Annotated in this window: 18 protein-coding genes and 2 pseudogenes; 5 read left to right on the top strand and 15 right to left on the bottom strand. The window is 45.4% G+C overall.

Features of this window, described 5'->3' with window-relative positions:
* Positions 1–32 precede the first annotated feature (32 nt).
* The 4 genes and pseudogenes from H6F52_RS07390 to H6F52_RS07375 form a co-directional block, all read right to left on the bottom strand.
* Positions 33–826, bottom strand: a pseudogene (locus tag H6F52_RS07390) (IS5 family transposase).
* Between the two features lie 155 nt (positions 827–981).
* Positions 982–3,984 (bottom strand): excinuclease ABC subunit UvrA, encoded by a 3,003-nt coding sequence (gene uvrA / locus H6F52_RS07385; RefSeq protein WP_190533247.1) that lies wholly within the window; start codon positions 3,982–3,984, stop codon positions 982–984.
* 108 nt (positions 3,985–4,092) lie between these two features.
* A pseudogene (locus H6F52_RS07380) lies at positions 4,093–4,221 on the bottom strand (Uma2 family endonuclease); the annotation flags it as partial.
* Between the two features lie 43 nt (positions 4,222–4,264).
* Positions 4,265–6,538, bottom strand: a complete 2,274-nt coding sequence (locus H6F52_RS07375; protein ID WP_190533244.1) for a glycosyltransferase — start codon at positions 6,536–6,538, stop codon at positions 4,265–4,267.
* Positions 6,539–6,764: 226 nt separating this feature from the next.
* Here H6F52_RS07375 and H6F52_RS07370 point away from each other — a divergent pair, with 226 nt between their 5' ends.
* Both H6F52_RS07370 and H6F52_RS07365 read left to right on the top strand, forming a co-directional pair.
* On the top strand, positions 6,765–7,196 hold the full coding sequence (locus H6F52_RS07370; RefSeq protein WP_190533242.1) for a DM13 domain-containing protein: 432 nt from the start codon (positions 6,765–6,767) through the stop codon (positions 7,194–7,196).
* Between the two features lie 25 nt (positions 7,197–7,221).
* Entirely contained in the window at positions 7,222–7,947 is a 726-nt protein-coding gene (locus tag H6F52_RS07365) for a DUF4079 domain-containing protein (RefSeq protein WP_190533239.1), read from the top strand.
* Between the two features lie 143 nt (positions 7,948–8,090).
* Here the strand turns inward: H6F52_RS07365 and H6F52_RS07360 are convergent, their stop codons facing one another.
* The 3 genes from H6F52_RS07360 to H6F52_RS07350 all read right to left on the bottom strand — a co-directional run bounded on the left by H6F52_RS07360 (position 8,091) and on the right by H6F52_RS07350 (position 10,893).
* Entirely contained in the window at positions 8,091–8,582 is a 492-nt protein-coding gene (locus H6F52_RS07360) for a hypothetical protein (protein WP_190434569.1), read from the bottom strand.
* Positions 8,583–8,786: 204 nt separating this feature from the next.
* Positions 8,787–9,434 carry an HAD family hydrolase gene (locus H6F52_RS07355; RefSeq protein ID WP_190533236.1) on the bottom strand — a complete coding sequence of 216 codons (648 nt, stop codon included), beginning with the start codon at positions 9,432–9,434 and terminating at the stop codon, positions 8,787–8,789.
* Between the two features lie 265 nt (positions 9,435–9,699).
* Positions 9,700–10,893, bottom strand: coding sequence for an NAD(P)/FAD-dependent oxidoreductase (locus H6F52_RS07350; protein WP_190533232.1), 1,194 nt, complete (start codon positions 10,891–10,893; stop codon positions 9,700–9,702).
* Between the two features lie 212 nt (positions 10,894–11,105).
* On the opposite strand from H6F52_RS07350, the gene H6F52_RS07345 reads away from it, so the two are divergent.
* Positions 11,106–12,023, top strand: a complete 918-nt coding sequence (locus H6F52_RS07345) for a phytanoyl-CoA dioxygenase family protein (protein WP_190533229.1) — start codon at positions 11,106–11,108, stop codon at positions 12,021–12,023.
* Positions 12,024–12,035: 12 nt separating this feature from the next.
* Here the strand turns inward: H6F52_RS07345 and H6F52_RS07340 are convergent, their stop codons facing one another.
* The 6 genes from H6F52_RS07340 to H6F52_RS07315 all read right to left on the bottom strand — a co-directional run bounded on the left by H6F52_RS07340 (position 12,036) and on the right by H6F52_RS07315 (position 16,894).
* Positions 12,036–12,410, bottom strand: a complete 375-nt coding sequence (locus H6F52_RS07340; RefSeq protein ID WP_190533226.1) for a hypothetical protein — start codon at positions 12,408–12,410, stop codon at positions 12,036–12,038.
* A 193-nt stretch (positions 12,411–12,603) separates the two neighbouring features.
* Positions 12,604–13,560: a PhoH family protein gene (locus H6F52_RS07335; protein WP_190437647.1), complete on the bottom strand. Its 957-nt coding sequence runs from the start codon at positions 13,558–13,560 to the stop codon at positions 12,604–12,606.
* 476 nt (positions 13,561–14,036) lie between these two features.
* Positions 14,037–14,486 carry a KH domain-containing protein gene (locus H6F52_RS07330; RefSeq protein WP_190413227.1) on the bottom strand — a complete coding sequence of 150 codons (450 nt, stop codon included), beginning with the start codon at positions 14,484–14,486 and terminating at the stop codon, positions 14,037–14,039.
* On the bottom strand, positions 14,449–14,709 hold the full coding sequence (rpsP, locus tag H6F52_RS07325; RefSeq protein ID WP_190533223.1) for a 30S ribosomal protein S16: 261 nt from the start codon (positions 14,707–14,709) through the stop codon (positions 14,449–14,451). Before rpsP ends, H6F52_RS07330 begins: the two co-directional genes overlap by 38 nt.
* 151 nt (positions 14,710–14,860) lie before the next feature.
* The gene (gene ffh, locus H6F52_RS07320) at positions 14,861–16,306 is read right to left on the bottom strand and encodes a signal recognition particle protein (RefSeq protein WP_190533219.1); all 1,446 of its coding nucleotides are present in this window, start codon (positions 16,304–16,306) and stop codon (positions 14,861–14,863) included.
* 207 nt (positions 16,307–16,513) lie between these two features.
* A complete protein-coding gene (locus tag H6F52_RS07315) occupies positions 16,514–16,894 on the bottom strand; it encodes a histidine kinase (protein WP_190430189.1) in 381 nt (126 codons plus the stop codon).
* Between the two features lie 388 nt (positions 16,895–17,282).
* Here H6F52_RS07315 and H6F52_RS07310 point away from each other — a divergent pair, with 388 nt between their 5' ends.
* Positions 17,283–17,483 (top strand): hypothetical protein, encoded by a 201-nt coding sequence (locus H6F52_RS07310; RefSeq protein ID WP_190413235.1) that lies wholly within the window; start codon positions 17,283–17,285, stop codon positions 17,481–17,483.
* 441 nt (positions 17,484–17,924) lie between these two features.
* Here H6F52_RS07310 and H6F52_RS07305 read toward each other — a convergent pair whose 3' ends face one another.
* Entirely contained in the window at positions 17,925–18,611 is a 687-nt protein-coding gene (locus tag H6F52_RS07305; RefSeq protein WP_190437652.1) for an SAM-dependent methyltransferase, read from the bottom strand.
* Between the two features lie 286 nt (positions 18,612–18,897).
* Complete coding sequence (locus tag H6F52_RS07300; RefSeq protein ID WP_190413238.1) at positions 18,898–19,302, bottom strand: hypothetical protein; 405 nt, start codon at positions 19,300–19,302, stop codon at positions 18,898–18,900.
* Positions 19,303–19,499: 197 nt separating this feature from the next.
* Here H6F52_RS07300 and H6F52_RS07295 point away from each other — a divergent pair, with 197 nt between their 5' ends.
* The gene (locus H6F52_RS07295) at positions 19,500–19,676 is read left to right on the top strand and encodes a hypothetical protein (protein WP_190413240.1); all 177 of its coding nucleotides are present in this window, start codon (positions 19,500–19,502) and stop codon (positions 19,674–19,676) included.
* The last annotated feature ends 7 nt before the right edge of the window (positions 19,677–19,683 follow it).

Raw genomic sequence — 19,683 nt, 5'->3', positions numbered from 1 at the left:
AGGATGTTTGAAAAGTTTTGAAGGGTCAAATTTTATGCTAATCGCTTCACCATAATTCGGATCATGGCAAGGTAGATCAAGGTTTCTGCGGTCTGGGGTAGTAGTTCGTAGTCTTTGTTCAACCGCCGACACCAAACGAGCCAACCCAAAGTTCGCTCCACCACCCACCGCCAAGGTGGGCAAAACGAAACCCTGACGCTGTTGAGGACGCAACACGACTTGGACAATCCAGCAGCAATAGTCCATCACCCATTGCATAAACGGAGTCCCGTCAAAGCCGCCATCACCCCAAATCGTATGCAGACGAGACACTGAAGCGCCCATCTGTTTGACTCGCTTGAGTACCCGTTTACCGCCTTCACGCTCACCGACGTTAGCCGCCGTAACTAATACCCGTAGTACTAAACCCAACGTGTCTACCGTCACAAACCGTTTACGTCCCTTGATCAATTTTCCACCATCAAACCCAACGGCTGCACTCACCATTGCTGCGCTTTTCACGCTTTGACTATCGATAATCGCTTCCGATGGGCTGGGTTGTCGGTCATTGTCTACCCTCACCCATTCACGCAGACGGTCGTGTATTCTCACCCAGGTTCCGTCTTTACGCCAGTTACGTCCATAGGTATACACTGTCTGCCAAGCAGGAAAGTCGCCAGGTAAAGCCCGCCCGGAGGCACCCCTCACACAAAATATAGAAAATCCCATTGAGTACCTCCCACATATCGACTTCACGAGGGCGACCTCCTGATTTAGCTGGTGGAATTAACTCCCTGAGCAATTCAAACTGGTCTTGGGTGAGGTTACTGGGGTAAGCTTTACTCATCGCTCTCAAAGGTGCTGTGTACTATGTATTCGCAGCTTACACCTAGAGAGCTTTTTTACTAATAAGCCGACTTTTCAAACATCCTCTTAAAAATCTGTCGATTTCTGGACTGGTATTGCGCGATCGCGGTTAGTAGATTGACAAATTAAAAGTTGTCATTTTGGGGGATGCTGCTGCAACACTTGTTTCAAATATTGCCCGGTATAAGACCTCGGATTTTCCGCCACTTTTTCTGGAGTTCCCATCGCAATTAACTCTCCACCTTTATTTCCCCCTTCCGGTCCCAAATCGATAACCCAATCGGCGCAACGAATTACATCTAAATTGTGTTCGATGACTAAAATTGAATTGCCTTTATCTACCAATCTCTGTAACACATCTAGCAACTTGTGGACATCATAAAAAGATAAACCCGTTGTCGGTTCATCGATTAAATAAAGCGTCTTCCCAGTAGCACGACGAGAGAGTTCCGAGGCTAACTTCACTCGTTGCGCTTCACCACCAGAGAGAGTGGGTGCAGTTTGTCCTAAACGGATATAACCGAGTCCCACATCTACCAAAGTTTGCAACCGTGTTGATGCTTTAGGGATATTTATAAAAAATTCCAAAGCTTCTTCTACGGTCATGTTGAGAACATCAGAAATCGACTTGTTTTTGTACTTTACCTGTAAAGTTTCTCGGTTGTAGCGATCGCCTTTACAAACTTCGCACTGCACGTAGACATCTGGCAGGAAATTCATCTCGATCACATTCACGCCTTGTCCGCCACAAGCTTCGCAGCGTCCGCCTTTAACATTGAAAGAAAATTGCCCCGGTTTGTACCCTCTCGCCTTTGCTTCTATCGTTTGGGAAAACACGTCTCGAATCGCATCAAATATACCCGTATAGGTCGCTGGATTAGAACGAGGAGTGCGTCCAATTGGAGATTGGTCAATCACAATTGCTTTATCAATTGCGTTCAATCCCTTGATGGCTTCCAAGTGTTTAGGAAAGGGAACTTTGCGGGTGAGGTGGTGTTGTAAGGCTGGGTAAAGTAATTCGTTAATTAGGGTAGATTTGCCGGAACCAGAAACGCCGGTGATGCAGACAAGTTTACCTAGGGGAATTTCGACATCGATATTTGTTAAGTTGTTGCGGTAGGCATTTTTGAGAATGAGCGATCGCCCATTTCCCTCTCTCCTCTGTGCAGGGGTTTCAATTACCTGCCGTCCCGACAAATAAGCACCTGTTAGAGAATCTTCTGCTGCCAACAAGGTCTCCAAGTCACCTTGAGAAACAATTTTTCCGCCATGAACGCCTGCACTAGGACCAATATCAACAATATGGTCAGCCGCACGAATCGTTTCTTCATCATGCTCGACCACAATTAATGTATTGCCCAAGTCGCGGAGTTTAATTAAAGTTTGCAGCAAGCGCCCATTATCTCGCTGATGCAATCCGATACTCGGTTCATCTAACACGTAGAGGACGCCGGTTAAACCCGAACCGATTTGAGTTGCGAGGCGAATTCGTTGCGCTTCTCCTCCCGAAAGTGTCATTGCCGGACGGTCAAGCGTCAGATAATCTAAGCCAACATCGAGGAGAAATTGCAGCCTAGCTTTAATTTCTCTAAGTACCAAATCGCCTATTTGAAACTGGCGATCGCTCAATTTCAAATTATTGATTCTTTCTCGACTTTCCCCAATATCAACGCTTGTCAAATCGAGCATCCGATACTGTCCCAATCGCACAGCCAAGGCTTCCGGTTTCAATCGCTTCCCGGCGCACACTTCACACGGCTGCTCGACGAGATATTGCTCCATTTTTTGTTTAATGAGTTCGGAACTGGTTTCATCGTATTGTTTCTGGAGGATAGCAATAACGCCTGCATACCGTCTAAAATCATTTCGACTTTCGTTCCAGATTGATTTGTCAGCACCATGCATAATGATGTGCTGCTGTTCTGCTGTTAGCTGATTCCAAGGTGTCTGAATTTCAAAGCCATACGCTTGTCCGAGATTGTATAGAAGGGAGAGATAGTAAGAATTATCCTTTTCTGACCAAGGCGCGATCGCAGCATACACCGGCGACTCTGGAAAAGGCACCAATAACTCTGGTGAAAATGTCCGCAAACTACCCAATCCGTGACACTGTGGACAAGCACCATAAGGAGAGTTAAAGGAGAACAATCGCGGAGAAAGTTCATCCATTACCGCCCCATGTTCTGGGCAAGCAAAGTTTTCTGAAAAGACTAATTCATTGGAGCTTTCTTGATAGGAATTATCAGCCTTTGGAGAATTTCCTTTCCCACTTTCGTTTTTCGTGGTATCTTCTGCATCAGAATTATTTAATGAGTCGGATTCTTTAGGTTTTGATGTGTCATTTAATACTTCTATTATCGCAATTCCACTGGCATGACGCAGACAAGTGCTGAGAGAATCGGTTAGACGCTCTTGAATACCGGGTTTCTTAATCAGTCGGTCAACGACAATTTCAATCGTGTGTGTATAATTTTTATCTAGTTCAATAGAATCCGACAGTTGAAACACCTCTCCATCAACTCTGACGCGAGCAAATCCTTCAGAAACTAGGCTGGAGAGCAATTTTTGATGGGTGCCCTTTTTGCCGCGCACTACAGGGGCTAAGATTTGGAAGCGAGTGCCATCGGGCAGTTCCAGGATGCGATCGCACATTTCATCAATCGTCTGAGGTGCAATCGAGCGATCGCACAGAGGGCAGTGAGGCTCACCCGCGCGTCCAAACAGCAGCCGCAAATAGTCGTAAATCTCAGTTACCGTGCCAACCGTTGAGCGGGGGTTGTGAGAGGTTGATTTTTGGTCAATTGAAATTGCCGGACTCAGTCCCTCAATCGCATCCACATCTGGCTTATCCAACTGCCCCAAGAATTGCCGCGCATAGGCACTCAGGGACTCCACGTAGCGCCGCTGTCCTTCTGCAAAGATGGTATCAAAGGCGAGGGAAGACTTGCCGGAACCAGAGACGCCAGTAAAGACAATTAAGCGATCGCGTGGCAGTTCCAGATCGATGTTCTTCAGGTTGTGCTGCCTAGCGCCACGAATGCGAATCGCGTTCTGGCTGTTTTGATTTACGCCTGCGGAATGATGCCCATTTGAGGACTCAGTTAGTAAAGCATCCGAAAGATTGACACGGTCAGACATGAGGGCAGAGCGAAACAGTGCTTAACGATCTTAGCGTTGGCAAGGGAAAGCGCTTGATGAGTTAGCCGATTAATCAATTTATCGCTAACCGGGCGGGTAACTCAGCGATCAACTAAGCGCTAATACATCTTCATACAAGGTTGCGATCGCGCACCTAAAATCAACACTAGCCAAGTGAACTGCTTCCCCTCCGCCGTAGGGATCGAGAACCCATCGCCCCTCAGATCGCCTTCTAAACAGTCTTTTGGGGAAATGTAGATATCGCTTTTGCGGACAGTCATTAAATTTTGGAGACAGCGATCGCTCTCACTTGTGGCTCCCTATCAAACAAAATTCGTGGGCGAAGTAAAATTTTTAAAATCAGTAACAAAGAACCAAACTCTCCAGGAGCCTCCCGGCGTTTCCATTGACCTGGGCGGCAAAATAGCATTTCTACTAGACGCCGATATTGTTTGAGGTTTAATTTCTCAAAAGCCACTTGCACCGTTGGATACTCACCTCTAAATCCTGTGTGGATAATTTTGCCTTGCAATTCTAATTTTTCTTCCATAATTTCTAATGTCACTGGCAACATTTCACTGGTATCATTCGCTAGCCCTTCGTGGGTTAAGGCAATTTGGGCACCTGCTTCCGAAATTATTGTAGTAATGCCCCAAAACTTCTGCCCAGCAACATTCAGGCGGATTACCCTTCGTAAATCAAACCATTCATAAATATCTGGTTTAGGGACATCTAATAAAATTAACAACGCAATGCCAATCATTAACAAGTTATAACCGCTCCAAATCCAACCCAACCCGATACCTTTATACACTTCAGTTGCTCCGTAAGCTTCTAGCCTTTGCCAATTACCCGTTATTATGCACATTCCTAAATTTCGCCACAAACTGACAGCACTTGCTATAAACAAAATAATCAAAGGCCATGCTAAATTCCAGTTAAAAGAAAAACGATCGCGTGATATTCCCTTAGGCGTTACCTTAAACTCTTTAGAAAAAGGCTTCAGCATTGCTTGAAGTACAGTTAGTGATAAAGGAATGCAAAGCACCAACGTGTAAATATCCGTGAGCAAAGCTGATCGAGAACGATAATTTAACCAGGAAAAAACTGAAATTTGCACGACATAGTAAGGTAAAAAGTAATATAATAATTCACCAGTCATTGCCCGAATAGGAATAACACCGAAAAACGAATAAGCCAAGGGTATAAACAGGAAATAAACCCGCGACAAACTGGTAAACCAATGTAATAATCCTTCTAAATGAGCCAGCCTTTGCAGAGGACTAAGTCCTGAAATCGTTAACGGATTTTCTTCAATAAAGAACGCTTGTAAAGTGCCTTGTGCCCACCGTAGTCGCTGAGTAGCATGAGCGGCAATATTTTCTGCGGCTAATCCAGCACTTAACTTTTCATCTAGGTAAATTAATTGGTAGCCTTGGGCAGATAAACAAATGCCGGTGAAGTAATCTTCGCTTAAGGAGTTGGTGGCAAAGCCACCCGCTGCTTCTAAAGCACTACGCCTAACAATGAAAGAAGTTCCAGAGCAAATAACACTACCAGCTGCATCCCGAATCGGTTGAATTTGTCGGTAAAACACTTCTTCTTCTGGCGTTAGGACGTGTTCTAATCCTAAATTGTAGGCAATTGGATCGGAGTTATAAAAGCTTTGGGGTGTCTGTACCAGGGCAACTGTTTCATCTTGAAAAAAACCTACAGTGCGAGTAAGAAAGTTTTTAGTCGGAATAAAGTCTGCATCAAATACAACAATTAATTCTCCACTTGTTTGAGGGAATGCATGATTTAAATTACCGGCTTTTGCATGTCTATTATCAAGTCTGGTTTTATATTCGCAGCCCAACTCCTCAGCCAATTTATGCATTTCTGGGCGTTTTGTATCATCTAGCAAATAAACTGTTTTATTGGGATAATCTAAAGCTTGGCAACCAATAATTGTGCGTTTAACAATAAATACAGCTTCATTGTAAGTAGGAATAAAAATATCAACAGTTGGCAGAAAGCTGCCATCAATCACACTTCTAGCCATTTGGTCAGCTTCACAATGTCGCTCTTTGACGTTCAGCATCAAAAAAAGCTGAATCGTACTACTACTCAACATCAACATTTCCATGAAAAATAACCCCAAACTGAAAACCCCATTCAGGGGGTCAGCAACATTCAAAGTTGAGAGCGATCTCCATACAATATATCGACCCGTTAACCCCAGCAAAATCCCCACTACAAAAAACCGAGACCAAGCATCGGTTTTTGGAGAGATTTTCCTTATTATCAAAACAATTACTAGCAAAGCAACCGTAGGAACTAGTAGGTATTCACTTTTCATGGGCGCTTGCAGCCACAGGGGTGGATTCTCTTGTAAAGTATTGAGTTCGGCAAACAGCTGACTAATTTTCCCTTCACCCGCAAACCACGCAGTAGCGATCGCAGCTGCGAAGACAACAATTCCTACCATGAGCAGCGTTGCCATCCGAAGGCGGAAAATTCGTTTTAGGACTTGACGCTTTGAGATTTTATTTTTAATGTATGAAGTCGTCATCGCTGTAATTTCCTAATTCAAAGTTGTTTGATAATCAGTTAATTTTAGGTTTCATTGAAATTAATAGTAATATACTAATTTTCAATTAAACACAAATTAAAAAAATATTAGATAATACGTAATATCGTTTTTTATAGTAATTATAACTTTTATCTATACTCTAAAGTTTTACTTAATTAATAGGGGTTAATAAGACTGTTTAAACACCAAATAATCTTAGTAATCATTGAAGCTAAAAGGTAATACAATAGAAGCCAATTTTAATCAGCCAAATGTTCAGCCTGCACCATTAACTGGCTCATCTGCTACATCGGTAGCACAGACGCCTACAAAATCTGGGACTTTTCAGGGATCAGAACATCATACCCAAGGAACTGTGCGCTTGGTGACAGAAAATGGAAAACGCTATCTGGAGTTAGATCGAGCTTTCAAAACTGACAATGGCCTGGATTTATTCGTCATTCTGTATCGTTCTGAAAAACCTCCAACAAATGGCATTAAAGAGAAAGATTATGTAAGTATCGGTCGCTTGCAAAAAATAAGTGGTGCTCAACGCTATGCTATTCCTGCTAGTGTCAATCCAGCAGAGTTTGGATCGGTGGTGATTTGGTGTCGCTTATTCAACCCTACCTTTGGCTTTGCCCCTTTCAGTAGCTAAAAAATCAACGCATACTGAGGTTGTTATGGAAATTGCAGATTTGGCGGCTTTAATTCATCCTGCGATCGCAATTGCAGTCGTCTTCCCTCTGATTGGCATTGTCGTCAACCGCGCTTGGCAGACTCGCCAACGCCGCTTACAAAATTTAGAAGGCAAAAGTAAAATTCCGCCAGTGGTTGGGCAAGAACACGTCCAATTAGGCAAATGGCTTTCTGGTGCCATTGTCGGAGTTACCCTTATCGGGCTTGCTTACCCAATTTTTGAGCATATTTTGAGCAAGCAAATCTGGAGCCAGAAACCTTTTCAAGTTGTCTTTATCGTCCTAATGTTTGCGGCTACCATTGCCTCTTTAATGTTGCTCTACAAAGCCAAACAGCGGCTCTGGCGCGGCGTTTTTGCAACCTTAACCGGCGCAGGTTTAATTATTCTCGGCTTCCAAGAAGGCGTCTATCGTCGGGACAACGAGTGGTTGGTGTCTCACTACTACATCGGCATCGCAGCGGCAATGCTGATGATTTTTTCGTTAGCAATTATTGAAGATATCTACAAAGATCGGTTAAATCGCTGGCGCACCATTCACATCATTTTGAGCTGCATTGCACTCTTAATGTTTGTAGGACAAAGCATGACTGGTACGCGAGATTTACTAGAGATTCCTTTAAGGTGGCAGAAACCTTATGTGGATTGGCTTTACATCCAGCAGTGCAACAGTCAGCCTTGCATCATCCAAGTAACACCTGCAAAAAATTAAGTGACTCAAGTTTTAATCTGGCTACAAAATTAGCGCGATCGCTCCCATCAAACTGCTTTAATGTTGGTCGATGCTCTTTCTTCCTAGTCAAATGGAACGAAGGATTTTTCTTAGATGCTTTTGTCATGTGATTTTTATGAAAACTAAGCGCTGAACAGCTTGTATAAAAACTCCTTAGATTTTTTGGCTTCAATTTTAAAAGGAATTATGCATAAAAGACAACCAAATACAAACATCCCAAGGGGCATCAAACCAGCTATGCCTATTCGACTATCTGATAGCAATGCCAATAGAAATCCTACTCCGATGCTGCCAGTCATACTCAACCAGTAGCCCATAAATATTAATACAAAAATATGCAATTTCATAGTTATATTGATTGAGCAACCAATAACTTGAGGGAAAATTTTGCCTTTGATAATTGGTAAAAATGAATTTCGGGAATGGATAATTCTAGATATTTGGAAACTATCATCATAAATTTTACCTTCATAGGGTTTATGCGATCTTGATGCCGAAGACCAAGAATTTCTAAACGTCTTAGGCGGTTCAATGACATCAGCCAATATTCTCTTGACTTCTTCTGAATCTAGATTAGTTGTAATAGTGAAATTTTCATAAGGTAGAAAAGACATCTATGACTCCTTGTTGACGAGTTACGCGATCGCTCCAAGCAAGTAGAAATGATGCAGTAGCATGGCTCGATTAGCACAGTTGCTCTTGAGTCACGATGGTGAAACTACAGGCAGTAGCACTTGAGAAAAACGATCGCTGACCGTATCGCACTATACGTGGCTTTTCGCTGCCACAACTACACTGTTACATCATGTCCCAACCCTCTACTCAGTGCGCTTTAAAAAAATGCCCTTGAGTCCCGCTGCTTTTGCTCCTTGATAGTCCTCTTTATGACTGTCGCCAATGTGCCATGCTTCATCAGGCGAACAGTTATGTTTCTCCAACGCAGCGGCAAAAATTTTTGGATCGGGTTTGGCAGCACCGATTTCCGAGGAAATGGTGACAGAGGTAAAAAATTCAATTAAATTTAGTGATTGCAAAACCGAGTAGATACGGGAATCGAAATTTGACAATACACCCAGCTCAATTTCCATTTCCCTCCATTTTTCCAAAGCTGTAAGAACATCGGGATAAACAAACCAAGGTTCAGAGGTGGAGAAGTAGGCGTAGAGTTCGTTAAAAAAACTGGGAAAGTTGGAAAATTTGGGCAAGACGCCAACTTGTTCAAATGTGGAAAGGGCGATCGCTTTCCACCACTCAAATTCCCGATCCGGGATTTCTTGGGGTTCTGCGCTTGGAAAAACTGGCGGCGGTGCGGCTTTAAAGCTTTGGTAAAAGGCTGGATTCACCACCTCAGCAGAGACTTGGACGCCAAACCGACTGGCGATCGCGCTATACGCCTCTCCTACACTACCTCTTACACCAAACATGGTGCCCACGGCATCGAGAAAAATAACTTTGGGGCGCTTCATGCTACCTTAGCGTTCCATCTCAAGATCGCAAACCCAACAAAACCAGCGATTAGATTCATCATCATGTCATAAATCCTATCTCAGTATTGATGCTCCCACAGCTCTACTTCCTTAAAGCCGTGGGAACGTCAATTCCTTCCTAAACGTAAGGGCACGAGACAAAGCCTCGCGCCCCTACATGAGAATCTAAGAGATAAATATAGTGAAACTGTATAAGTGGGCATTGCCCACCTTTGACTTCAAGCCAATGACCCCGAATTCCGAATTACTTCGAGAAAATTTCCAACAAGGGTTGGGCAATCCAATTGAATCCCACTTTCAACTGATGGTTGAGCGTTGGCATCCGATACAGATATGCCAGACGCCGGAAGAGATAGGCGAGGGAACCATCCAGCTTTACTCCCATGCCGGTGAAAGTAGCGTTATCCGTCCCCAAGGTCATGATTTCGCCGAAACTCTGATAGCGGAAGGGAAGCAACGGACGTCCGGTTAGGGATGCCCAGATATTCCAGGCAGTATAATCTGATTGCTGGAAGGCAGATTGGGCAGTTGCCGGTATTTGCTGACCGTCAGCGTCGCGAGCGTCCGAAAGGTCGCCAAGGGCAAAGATTTCTGGATGGTCAACCACTTGTAGAGTCGGCGTAGTGGTAATTTGACCGCGTTGATTGTGTTTGAGTTCGAGCGATCGCACCGCCTCTGCCATTTGGGTTCCCACCGTCCACAGCACCAAATCCACTGGGATTGGGTCTACCTGTGCTTTGTACACTAGCGAGATCGTAGTCGGTGACATCGACTCCACTGCCGTGTCCAAATCAATCCACACGCCCCTTTCTTCCAAAGCTTTTCGCGCCGCTTCCCGGTTAAAATCTGGCGATGTCCGGAGAATCATATCAGCTTGTTCGATTAACCGGATGCGACCTCGTTCGCCAAGGCGATCCGCCAACTTGCAAGCCAATTCAACCCCACAATAACCCGCCCCCACAATGGCGATGCGAATCTTATCCGTTTCCGACTCTTCCAAAATTCTCAGCCGTTCTTCCAAGCGGTAGGCGTGAGCAATCGTCCGGAAAGGAAACGCATATTCGGCAGCCCCTGGCACCATATCTAGCGGCGTCTCTCCACCCAGGGCTAACACCAAGCGATCGTAGGAGAAGGCAGGGCCATCATGCAAATGTACCAGTTTTTCTTGGATATCTATTCCAGCCACAACACCCTGACAGAAGCGCACACCCGTGTTCGCTAAAATCTCTTGAAACGGTGGAGCAATTTCCCAAGTTTGCAGTTCCCCGGTGAGTAGTTCATACAGCAGCGGCGTGAACAAAAAGCGGTCATCTCGATCCACCAGGACAATTTCCGGACGTTCCGATTTTTCCCAAGGCAACTGGCTCAAGCGCAGGGCAGTGTAAAGACCGCCAAAGCCGCCACCGAGGATACAAATGCGTGTAGGTTGCTGGGTCATGGTTCTAGTGAGTGGGCGATTCAAGCGCAGGGCAACTAACTTACAGGATAGCAATACAATCCTTCAAGCAAGTGGGTTGTCCAATTATGTGATTTGATAACGTTCGTCTGAGCGCTGGCGCTGGGGCGGCAGTAGCCTCGCATCTCTCGTTCCTGGGCTGCTGCCTGATAACGAGAATAAGATGTGAGAATAGCAACTTTAAATACTGAGTGATGATCGTCTTACCTGAGAAAACCGTCCTCACTTCTTTAGGTTACGAACTCGATTGCAGCAGCGAAGCTTTTGGTTATTTAAGCGATTCTTCAAATTTACTCAATCAGCCCCAGAAACTGCGCCAGCGGATGCAACAGGACGCGTATTTATACCTTCGGGCACTTCTAAATTCCCAAGAAGTTTGGCAAAGCCGTCAGGAAATTGCCGAACTCCTAGCCGCAGAAGATTGTCTCAAACCCGGACACCCGATTCTAGAATGCGTGGCAAAACCGGGATTGAAAATGCATTTTAGACCCGATTTAGCAGCTCAAAGTCAGGCGCTTAAAAAACTGCTTTATTCGGGTCGAATGATGGAATTTTATCAAGTTTTTTTAGGCGGAGATGTCCGACCTTTCGATTACACCTGGTTAAGGGCAGTTGCCCCCGGTCATGGTACTTATGCTCACTGCGATATCGTGTACATGGGACGGGGAACTCATGACCTTTACACAACTTGGACACCGTTGGGCGACGTATCTCTGGAGATGGGAGGGTTGATAATTTTAGAAAACTCGCATCGTCTGGAAAGGATTAAAAACGATTATGGGCGCAAGGATGTAGATAGTTATTGTTCCAACCGAAAGACTGCCCAATTGTATGCATCGGGTGAAAAGTGGTGGAATGGGGCGTTATCAAAAAACCCAGTTTCTCTGCGAAAAAAATACGGAGGACGTTGGTTAACCGCCGATTTCAAAGCTGGAGATGTTTTGATTTTCGGTATGTTTACAATTCATGCCAGCTTAGATAACCACTCCCAGCAAATTCGGCTTTCTTCAGATAGTCGTTATCAGCTAGCTTCGGAACCCGTGGATGAAAGATGGGTGGGGAGCAACCCGGTGGGTCACTCAGCCGGAGAGAAACGAGGTCGTATCTGTTAGATAAGAAGCATTTTATAGTGCGGTTTCTGGTTTGGCTTGAAATTCAGCGATCGCTTCGATCTTCCCGACGATATTTTGGTTGAACTCTGCTAAATCCTCCGCTGGTATCCAATACTCTTGGTGTTGAGAACTCCCCACTGTCTGCACGTCATACTTCGCTAGAAATTCCGTTTTCACATAAAAGCGGGTGACATAACCTACACAGCCAGAAGCTTCATCTTTTGTGTTCCAATCTCTAGCAATCTGCACGGCATACGCCTCCGTTAGCACCGGATAAAAAATTGGTTGGAAGGGAAGCCGAGGTGGAAAGGCACTATAACCGCTTTGTCGGAGCAAATCTAGCTCTTTTTGACCCACTGGACGAAATAGCACTGTGGTATCGTTCATTCTTTTACTTTTTTTACCTCTATCAGCTGCTGAAAAAGGCAAAATTTTCTAGTTTTATCTTTACTCTCGACGCACGCATTCGAGAACTTCTTCCCTGATTGTTTGGGTAGAGAACTGCGAGCAAATTTTCAAATAGTTTGCGAACCGACATTCTCCTGGTTAGAAAATCCGAAGAGTTCTCCTCACTCATCCCTCACAACGCATCATTTTCGTATGCCGCTACAATTCGCTCAACTAACGGATTGCGGACAACATCAGTTTTGGAGAGATTGCAGAAGGCAATGCCTTCAACCCGTTGGAGAATTTTTTGGGCAACGGCTAACCCAGATTGTTGGTTGAGTGGTAAATCGGTCTGGGTAATGTCACCCGTGACAACCATGCGAGAACGAAACCCTAGGCGAGTCAGCACCATTTTCATCTGTGCTGGGGTGGTGTTCTGGGCTTCATCCACAATTACAAAGGAGTTGTTGAGAGTTCGACCCCGCATATAAGCCAGGGGAGCAACTTCAATCACCCCGCGTTCCATCAAACTGGGAATTTTATCTGTATCGATAAATTCATAGAGCGCGTCATAAAGGGGACGCAGAAACGGGTCAATTTTCTGCTGTAAGTCCCCAGGCAAAAAGCCCAATTTTTCCCCAGCTTCCACTGCTGGACGGGTGAGAATCAGTCGTTCGTACTGATCGGAAAGCAGCGCCTGAACTGCCAGAACGGCTGCTAGGTAGGTTTTGCCGGTACCTGCTGGGCCAATGCAGAAGGTGAGGTCGTGGGTGCGTACTGCTTGGATATACTGCAACTGAGGAAATGTTTTAGCTCGAATTTCTTCGCCGCGACGGTTTCGTGCTAGAACTTCCTCTTGCATTGCTTGCCATTCCACCTGGCGTCCCGTATCCAGGGCTTGGCAAGCCGTGCGGATATCTACTTTGGAGATCCGCTTCCCGTCTTTCCAGAAAGGTTTGAGGGCGTTCACCAGATCGTTGGTGCGGTCTACTTGTTTAGGAGTCCCAGAAACCATCAGTTCTTGACCCCGCAACACAAGAACCGCGCCAGTCGTTTTTGCCAGGGTTTTGAGGTTTTCTTCGCGATCGCCTGCTAAAGCGATCGCGCTATTAGCATTTGGTAGATGTATTGTTTTAAATGCCTCGGTCATCGTAATATTATGGGCGAGTTTACAGCATTCGTCGGTGAGAGGACGGAATTAATTAGTAAAATCCGTCCCTTTGATGCGAAAAGACGCCCGATATATGACTTTCCATAACAGCTCAGGCGTCCCAATTTAATTGGCTACAGATCCTCAATGAGAGCGTAGGCGCTGACGGGAGGCTTCCGCTTTCGACGAATACTCGGCTTTTCGTACCGTTGGCAAGATTTAACCCCAGAAAATTCCGCATCGCTAGATTTTCTGGTTGATTGCATCTTCACGCCGAGTTAATCAACTTGTGTTCAACCAAACGGACTTGCAGCCACTCGCTGTTTTTTGCTTAAGTTAACCATCAACCCTAGCTTTTGGTTAGTACCAATACTAAGCTGATAGCCCCCTTTGCCAAAGATAACAGGCGATTTACTTAGGAGATATTCATAATCGGAGGCGATCCATCACCTCCTCAATGCTAACCGTCTAAAGTTTTAACGGGAGCGGAATTTGGGAGCAGATACTGGGGAAGACCGGCGGGGTGGATCTTTTTTCGCAACTTCTGGACTTCCTGACGTACTTTCAAGCGATCGCGCCGAACTCCCATAGATGTCCAGGTAGACAGATTGATTGGCAGCTTTCGCAGCCGCTTCAATCACCGTCCGAATTGCCTGAATATTACGTCCTCCCCGACCAAAAACTCTTCCCTTATCTTCGCCTTCAAAAGCCAGCCGCACCCACGCTTTAGTATTTCCCTGCGACATTTCGCAGTCCACGCTCAGCAATTTTGGTGATTCTAAAAACGGCTGCACCAAAAATTTCACCAGAGCAGCATAATCCGGTAGGGAACTCCCGTGGGATGACCTTACAGGCTGGCTGGTTGAATCTGGGGAATCCAACTCGGACTCATGCGGTAGTTGGGGCACTGACTTGTTCCAAGACATTAGCTTTTTGAAGAATCCGGCGCACCGTTGGCGTAGGTTGCGCTCCCTGTTGGAGGCGCAGTTGGATTTCTGGCACCTTTAGTCTGACTTCATCGGTTCTGGGGTTGTAAAAGCCCAGTTCTTCCAAAGGACGCCCATCGCGGCGGGAAGTGCTTTGCATTACCACAATCCGGTAGCTAGCTTCCCGCTTTTTGCCGTATCTCTTTAATCGCAGTTTGATCATGTTGATGAAGAATGTTCCTGTTTGGATTTTAAGCTATCAGCTCTTTAGCGATTAGCTTTTAGACTTTAGACGCAGAGTCATTGATTGTACCATTTTTTGGCATCAAGTTCTACCCCTCCAAGCTAAAAGCTAATTGGATTAACGGTTCCAGCTAGAGAGTGCCGAAGCCTTTCTTCTTTTTCTCCTTTTTCTTTTTCTTGCCGGGACTTCCTTGGGCGTAGCCCCGCCAACCGGCTTGAGAAGGACGATTGCCACCACCCATTCCGGGCATACCGCCCATTCCGGGCATACCGGGGAAACCGCCTTGACCCATTTGCTGCATGACGGTTCTCATTTTTGTGAAATCAGTTACCAGCTTGCTGACATCCGTCTCCTGATAGCCAGCACCGCGAGCAATCCGGCGACGACGACTGGGAGACTTCGCTAATAAGTCTGGGTTTTGGCGTTCTTCCTTCGTCATAGAATTAATCATCGCCTCAGCCCGCTTTAGCTGGGTTTCTCCTTGGCGCAACTGTTCGTCGGAAATCTTATTCATCCCTGGAATCATCTTCAGGATTCCCCCCAGAGAACCCATATTCTTCAGCAGCCGCATCTGCTTGAGAAAATCGCTGAAGTCAAACTTAGCCGAGAGCATTTTTTCCTGCATCTTCTCGGCATCTGCCAGGTCTATTTCCTCCTGGGCTTTTTCCACAAAGGAGATCACGTCTCCCATGCCCAGAATTCGGGAAGCCATGCGCTCTGGATAAAACGGTTGCAGCGCCTCGACTTTTTCTCCGACGCCGACAAATTTAATCGGCTGACCGGAAATCCGTCGCACTGATAGCGCTGCACCGCCGCGACTATCGCCATCCAGCTTCGTCAAAATGGCACCCGTGATCCCAATTTGTTCGTGGAAAGTTCGGGTGAGATTCGCCGCTTCTTGCCCGGTCATGGCATCCACCACCAGCAGTGTCTCGTGCGGCTGGACGGTTTGTTTGATGCGGGCTAATTCCGCCATCATGTCCTGGTCAATCTGGAGGCGTCCGGCAGTATCAATAATGACTGTATCTATGCCGTCTGCCTTAGCTCGCTCAACCCCTTGCCGCGCAATCTCTACCGGGTTAGCATTTGTGCCGAGTTCAAACACTGGCACCTCAATTTGCTGTCCCAACGTCACTAGCTGATCGATGGCGGCTGGGCGATAGATGTCGGTTGCGACTAGCAAAGTACTGCGATTTTGCTTGCGTAGGTACAAAGCTAGCTTTGCGGTGGCTGTGGTTTTACCCGTTCCCTGCAAGCCAGCCATCAGTACAATCGTGGGCGGCTTATCTACTGAAGCCAGGGGGACGTTAGTTTCCCCCATCACCTGGACTAGCTCATCGTAAACAATTTTGATGAACTGCTGGTCGGGGCGCACGCCGGAAAGGACCTCGGCTCCCTGTGCCTTGGTTTCAACATCGGCAATAAAATCTTTGACGACCTGGAGATTGACATCCGCCTCCAATAAAGCGCGACGCACCTCCTTCAGGGCATCTTGAATGTTGGATTGGGAAATTTTGTCCTGACCCCGCAGGCTTTTCCAGGCAGATTCTAAGCGTTCAGCAAGTGCGTCGAACATAATATGTGTATCTTTTAGGCGGCTAGATAGTTATCTGCTTATCAAAATCGGCTGAAGAAAGCCCACATTTGTGAGTTTGTGGGTCTTATCCATCTGTATACAGATTAGTCGTTTTCGCTGTTATCTGGCGTGCAGCCAGGTCAGGAATGGGGGTGAGGAGTGCAAATAATAAAATGCAGACAAAATGTGCGATCGCGCACGCGGTATTTAGAGAGTACTCAAAACGAGATCCTGGCGACAGCCTTGCAGTCCCAAAGAGGGATTATTGCGGTAGGACACCTCTGGAACCCAGATACTCACTTTGTAATCCAAAGAAACCCAGTAGATGTATTCCACCGCTGAGTCAAAATTCACTCCCACTCGCAGGTTAGAAAAATCATCTTCGCATATCTCGTAGCCAAAGCGAACCAGAATCTGAGCCACTAAGCACCCAGGTGTATCGCAGTATTCTCCGCAGGTTTCTCTCTCTTGCCAAAACTTCTCTAAAAAGCGATTGAGGATAGGCAAAACTTTTTTAGGGCTGCCATTCCGGGAAGCATAGATGATGACCGGGTTGCCTTCTACAAGAATGTGACAGGGGGTAGCCATTTTTTTATCTCCTGGTCGGCTGTCTCTTTTGGTTTTTGATTGGCGCACGAACTCCACATCATCCATGATGCTTTTAGCCTGCCCAAGGCAACTACTAAATCACACTTTTGGGGGATGTAGCCGTTTAAACTTTCAGGATGTTTGTCAAATTTTACAGTTTCTGCGTCTGGCTATTATCCCCTATGCAAAATTGGAATCAGCAATTCCGATTTTTTCCTCATTTAGAATCGCTCTATCGGATGAGTGCCGCACCTAACCTTAATTTTTTTGTAAAGTTTTGTTTTTAAAAGCATTTTGTAAATTTAGATACAGAATTTTCTGTTATATTAAATAGGTAAGAGAAAATAAGTTAGTCAAACATCACTGAAGCAGTACGGAGAAACCTGGTATGTCTACTCAAGAACAAGCTCGCGCCCTCATGATGCGTCATCATCACCTCATCAAGAACCGTCAGCAGTCTATGCTGGGTCGCGCCGCTGCTGAAGTGGGTCTAGATGTTGAATCATCTGAATACTGGAATCACATTCAAGGACAACCACACCCAAGCTTCCGCTCTAGCTACGACCGCAGCGGTGCCTCGCTGAGCTAGGTTTGAGCTAAAGTTAACCGGCTAGAGTTAGTTTTTTGTATTATCTCGCTTGCATAGTGGTGTAGCAGCTTTATTTGATATATCAAAGGCTGCTAAATAAATAATTAACCTAATTCAGGGTGTTCTTTTCAATAAGAACACCCTGAAACTTTTTTTTTGAAAAAATAGTATCTCCTTTTGAGTATTTCCCTTTAAATGCGCGACTCATCGGTTTTTGGGAATAGGTAATTAGAGAAAAAAGTGTTTCTTATACCATTTCACGTTATCGTATGACCTTTTATCCATTACCGCTAACCTGCATGATGTGTAGCAGGCATATACAGCAATCCTATTTAAATTGTGAAATACTAGCCCTTCAGATCCCCGACTTCTTAAAGAAGTCGGGGATTTCGCCTTCTTGAATCATCTAGGTTCAAAGGAGCGACAGATTGCAGTACATATTTACACGACTGACTTTATCTGCAACATTTGATTGCCGTCTTTTTGGAATTCGTAGGGTACTGGCTGAATTTCTACACTGTAGCCTTGCGCTTTTAATTTCTCCATTACTGGCTGAAGGACTGGCGACGCCTCTCCAGAAACATTTAAGAGAGGAAAAACCCGTACCGCAGCAGCAACACGGCACAATTCCACAATGGAGGCGAGGTGGAAATCTTCTGAGAAGAAATCCGAATAGGTGAACAACAAGTGACTGCATAAGGCTAAATCGAACTGCTGAGTCTTGAAGGGTAAAACAGGTAACTCAGCGGTTAAATAGCGTCCTTGTTGAATTCCTTGTGGAAAATCTTCTAAAAATTGCTGCATGGCTGACATCCGAATTTGCCCTAAATCTTCTGGTGACTGGATCTCGTGCCAAACGTAGCTATCGAGGTTGGCTTGGAGTCCATCAATCACTTTTTGATAGGTTTTCTGGATACGTTCTCGAATTTCGTGGTTGGAAAACTGATACACCGGATCGCAAGAGATGACGTTGTAGCCTAGGCGTGTCATCTCAATATTGAAGCTGGCAGGGCCACCGCCACAATCTAGAATTTTTAACTGGAGGTCGTCAGGCGTTAAGTTGAACATCCTGATGTATTCTGCCAGGGAACGTCCCCAAGGAATGACGCTTTCAAGTTTTAATCCCATTTTTTCGAGCGATCGCATACTTTCCTTGGCTGATTATAAAATGACTGAAGGCTCTGTAATCAACCAACTAAGATGGAAAAGTGACTTGGTGATGGTTAGATAGTTGAGTAAGTTATTTAAATTTGCTGCACAAAATTTTAATAAATATAAGAGATTTTGAGTAGAGCATTTTTGTGCCATGCTCCTACAGGAAATGCCGGGTTCCTTACCTCAAACCGGACTTTCCAATTTATAAGATGCCTAGCATTTTTTCTGTGTCTGGCAATGTCACTGATGCCTTTCTAGTTTAAGTTTCACTTTCCTCAGTCTCTATCCATGAGGTTGTCTGTGCTGTTGTTGGCTGTAGCGGAGGCTTTGGGGTAAGTTCTGTTTCTCTTTTAATAACTCTCATTGGCTGCAAAGAAATGGCTGATGCGAGTAGAGCGGGCACTCCCACAAGCGTTGTCATGAGCAACGAAGTCAAAAGCGATTCTCCTGCATTTTTAGGTTTCTGTTCGGAGTGATTTTCTAATAAGATTTCGACCTCTGTCAGATTTTGTTGAGGTATCTTGAAAAGTAGCTGTTTGACTACTTTTCCCAGTAAGATAATGGGTAAAGTAATGAGTGCTGCGGGCAGAACTACCAGCCACACAAGTAAGCCGGAAATCAACCAAAATACAGTCGAATATACCATTTCTGAAAGTTTATGCATTGCCCTAGCCTTGCCCTCCATTGGTTGCCACACAGCTAACTCATGAGGAATCGTTGTTTGGCAGGAATTGCCTTTTTGCCTAAGCTTATAATCGGGTAGTATCGTCGCCGCACTTCGCCTCGTATATTTCAATTTTAAGGGTACGGCAATCAGGTACCCCTACTTTTTGGTTGAGTTGTAAATTGAGAAGTCAGACTTTGACGTACAATACTTCCCGATTCCAAGCTGATTCTGCTTGTCAGAGCGATCGCTCGTTCTCGATCGAAGATGATGTAGACAAAGCCGAAGCTTTCATGCCATTTGTTCGCACTCTTGGGCGTCGTGCCCATGCTGCGAGAAAACTACTATCTTATGGCATGAGTGATTATTGTTGATGGATTT

It is taken from the genome of Coleofasciculus sp. FACHB-542 (assembly GCF_014695825.1).
GTDB lineage: Bacteria > Cyanobacteriota > Cyanobacteriia > Cyanobacteriales > FACHB-T130 > FACHB-T130.
The sequence above is the reverse complement of the archived record's forward strand: the minus strand, read 5'-3'. Positions and strand labels throughout refer to the sequence as shown.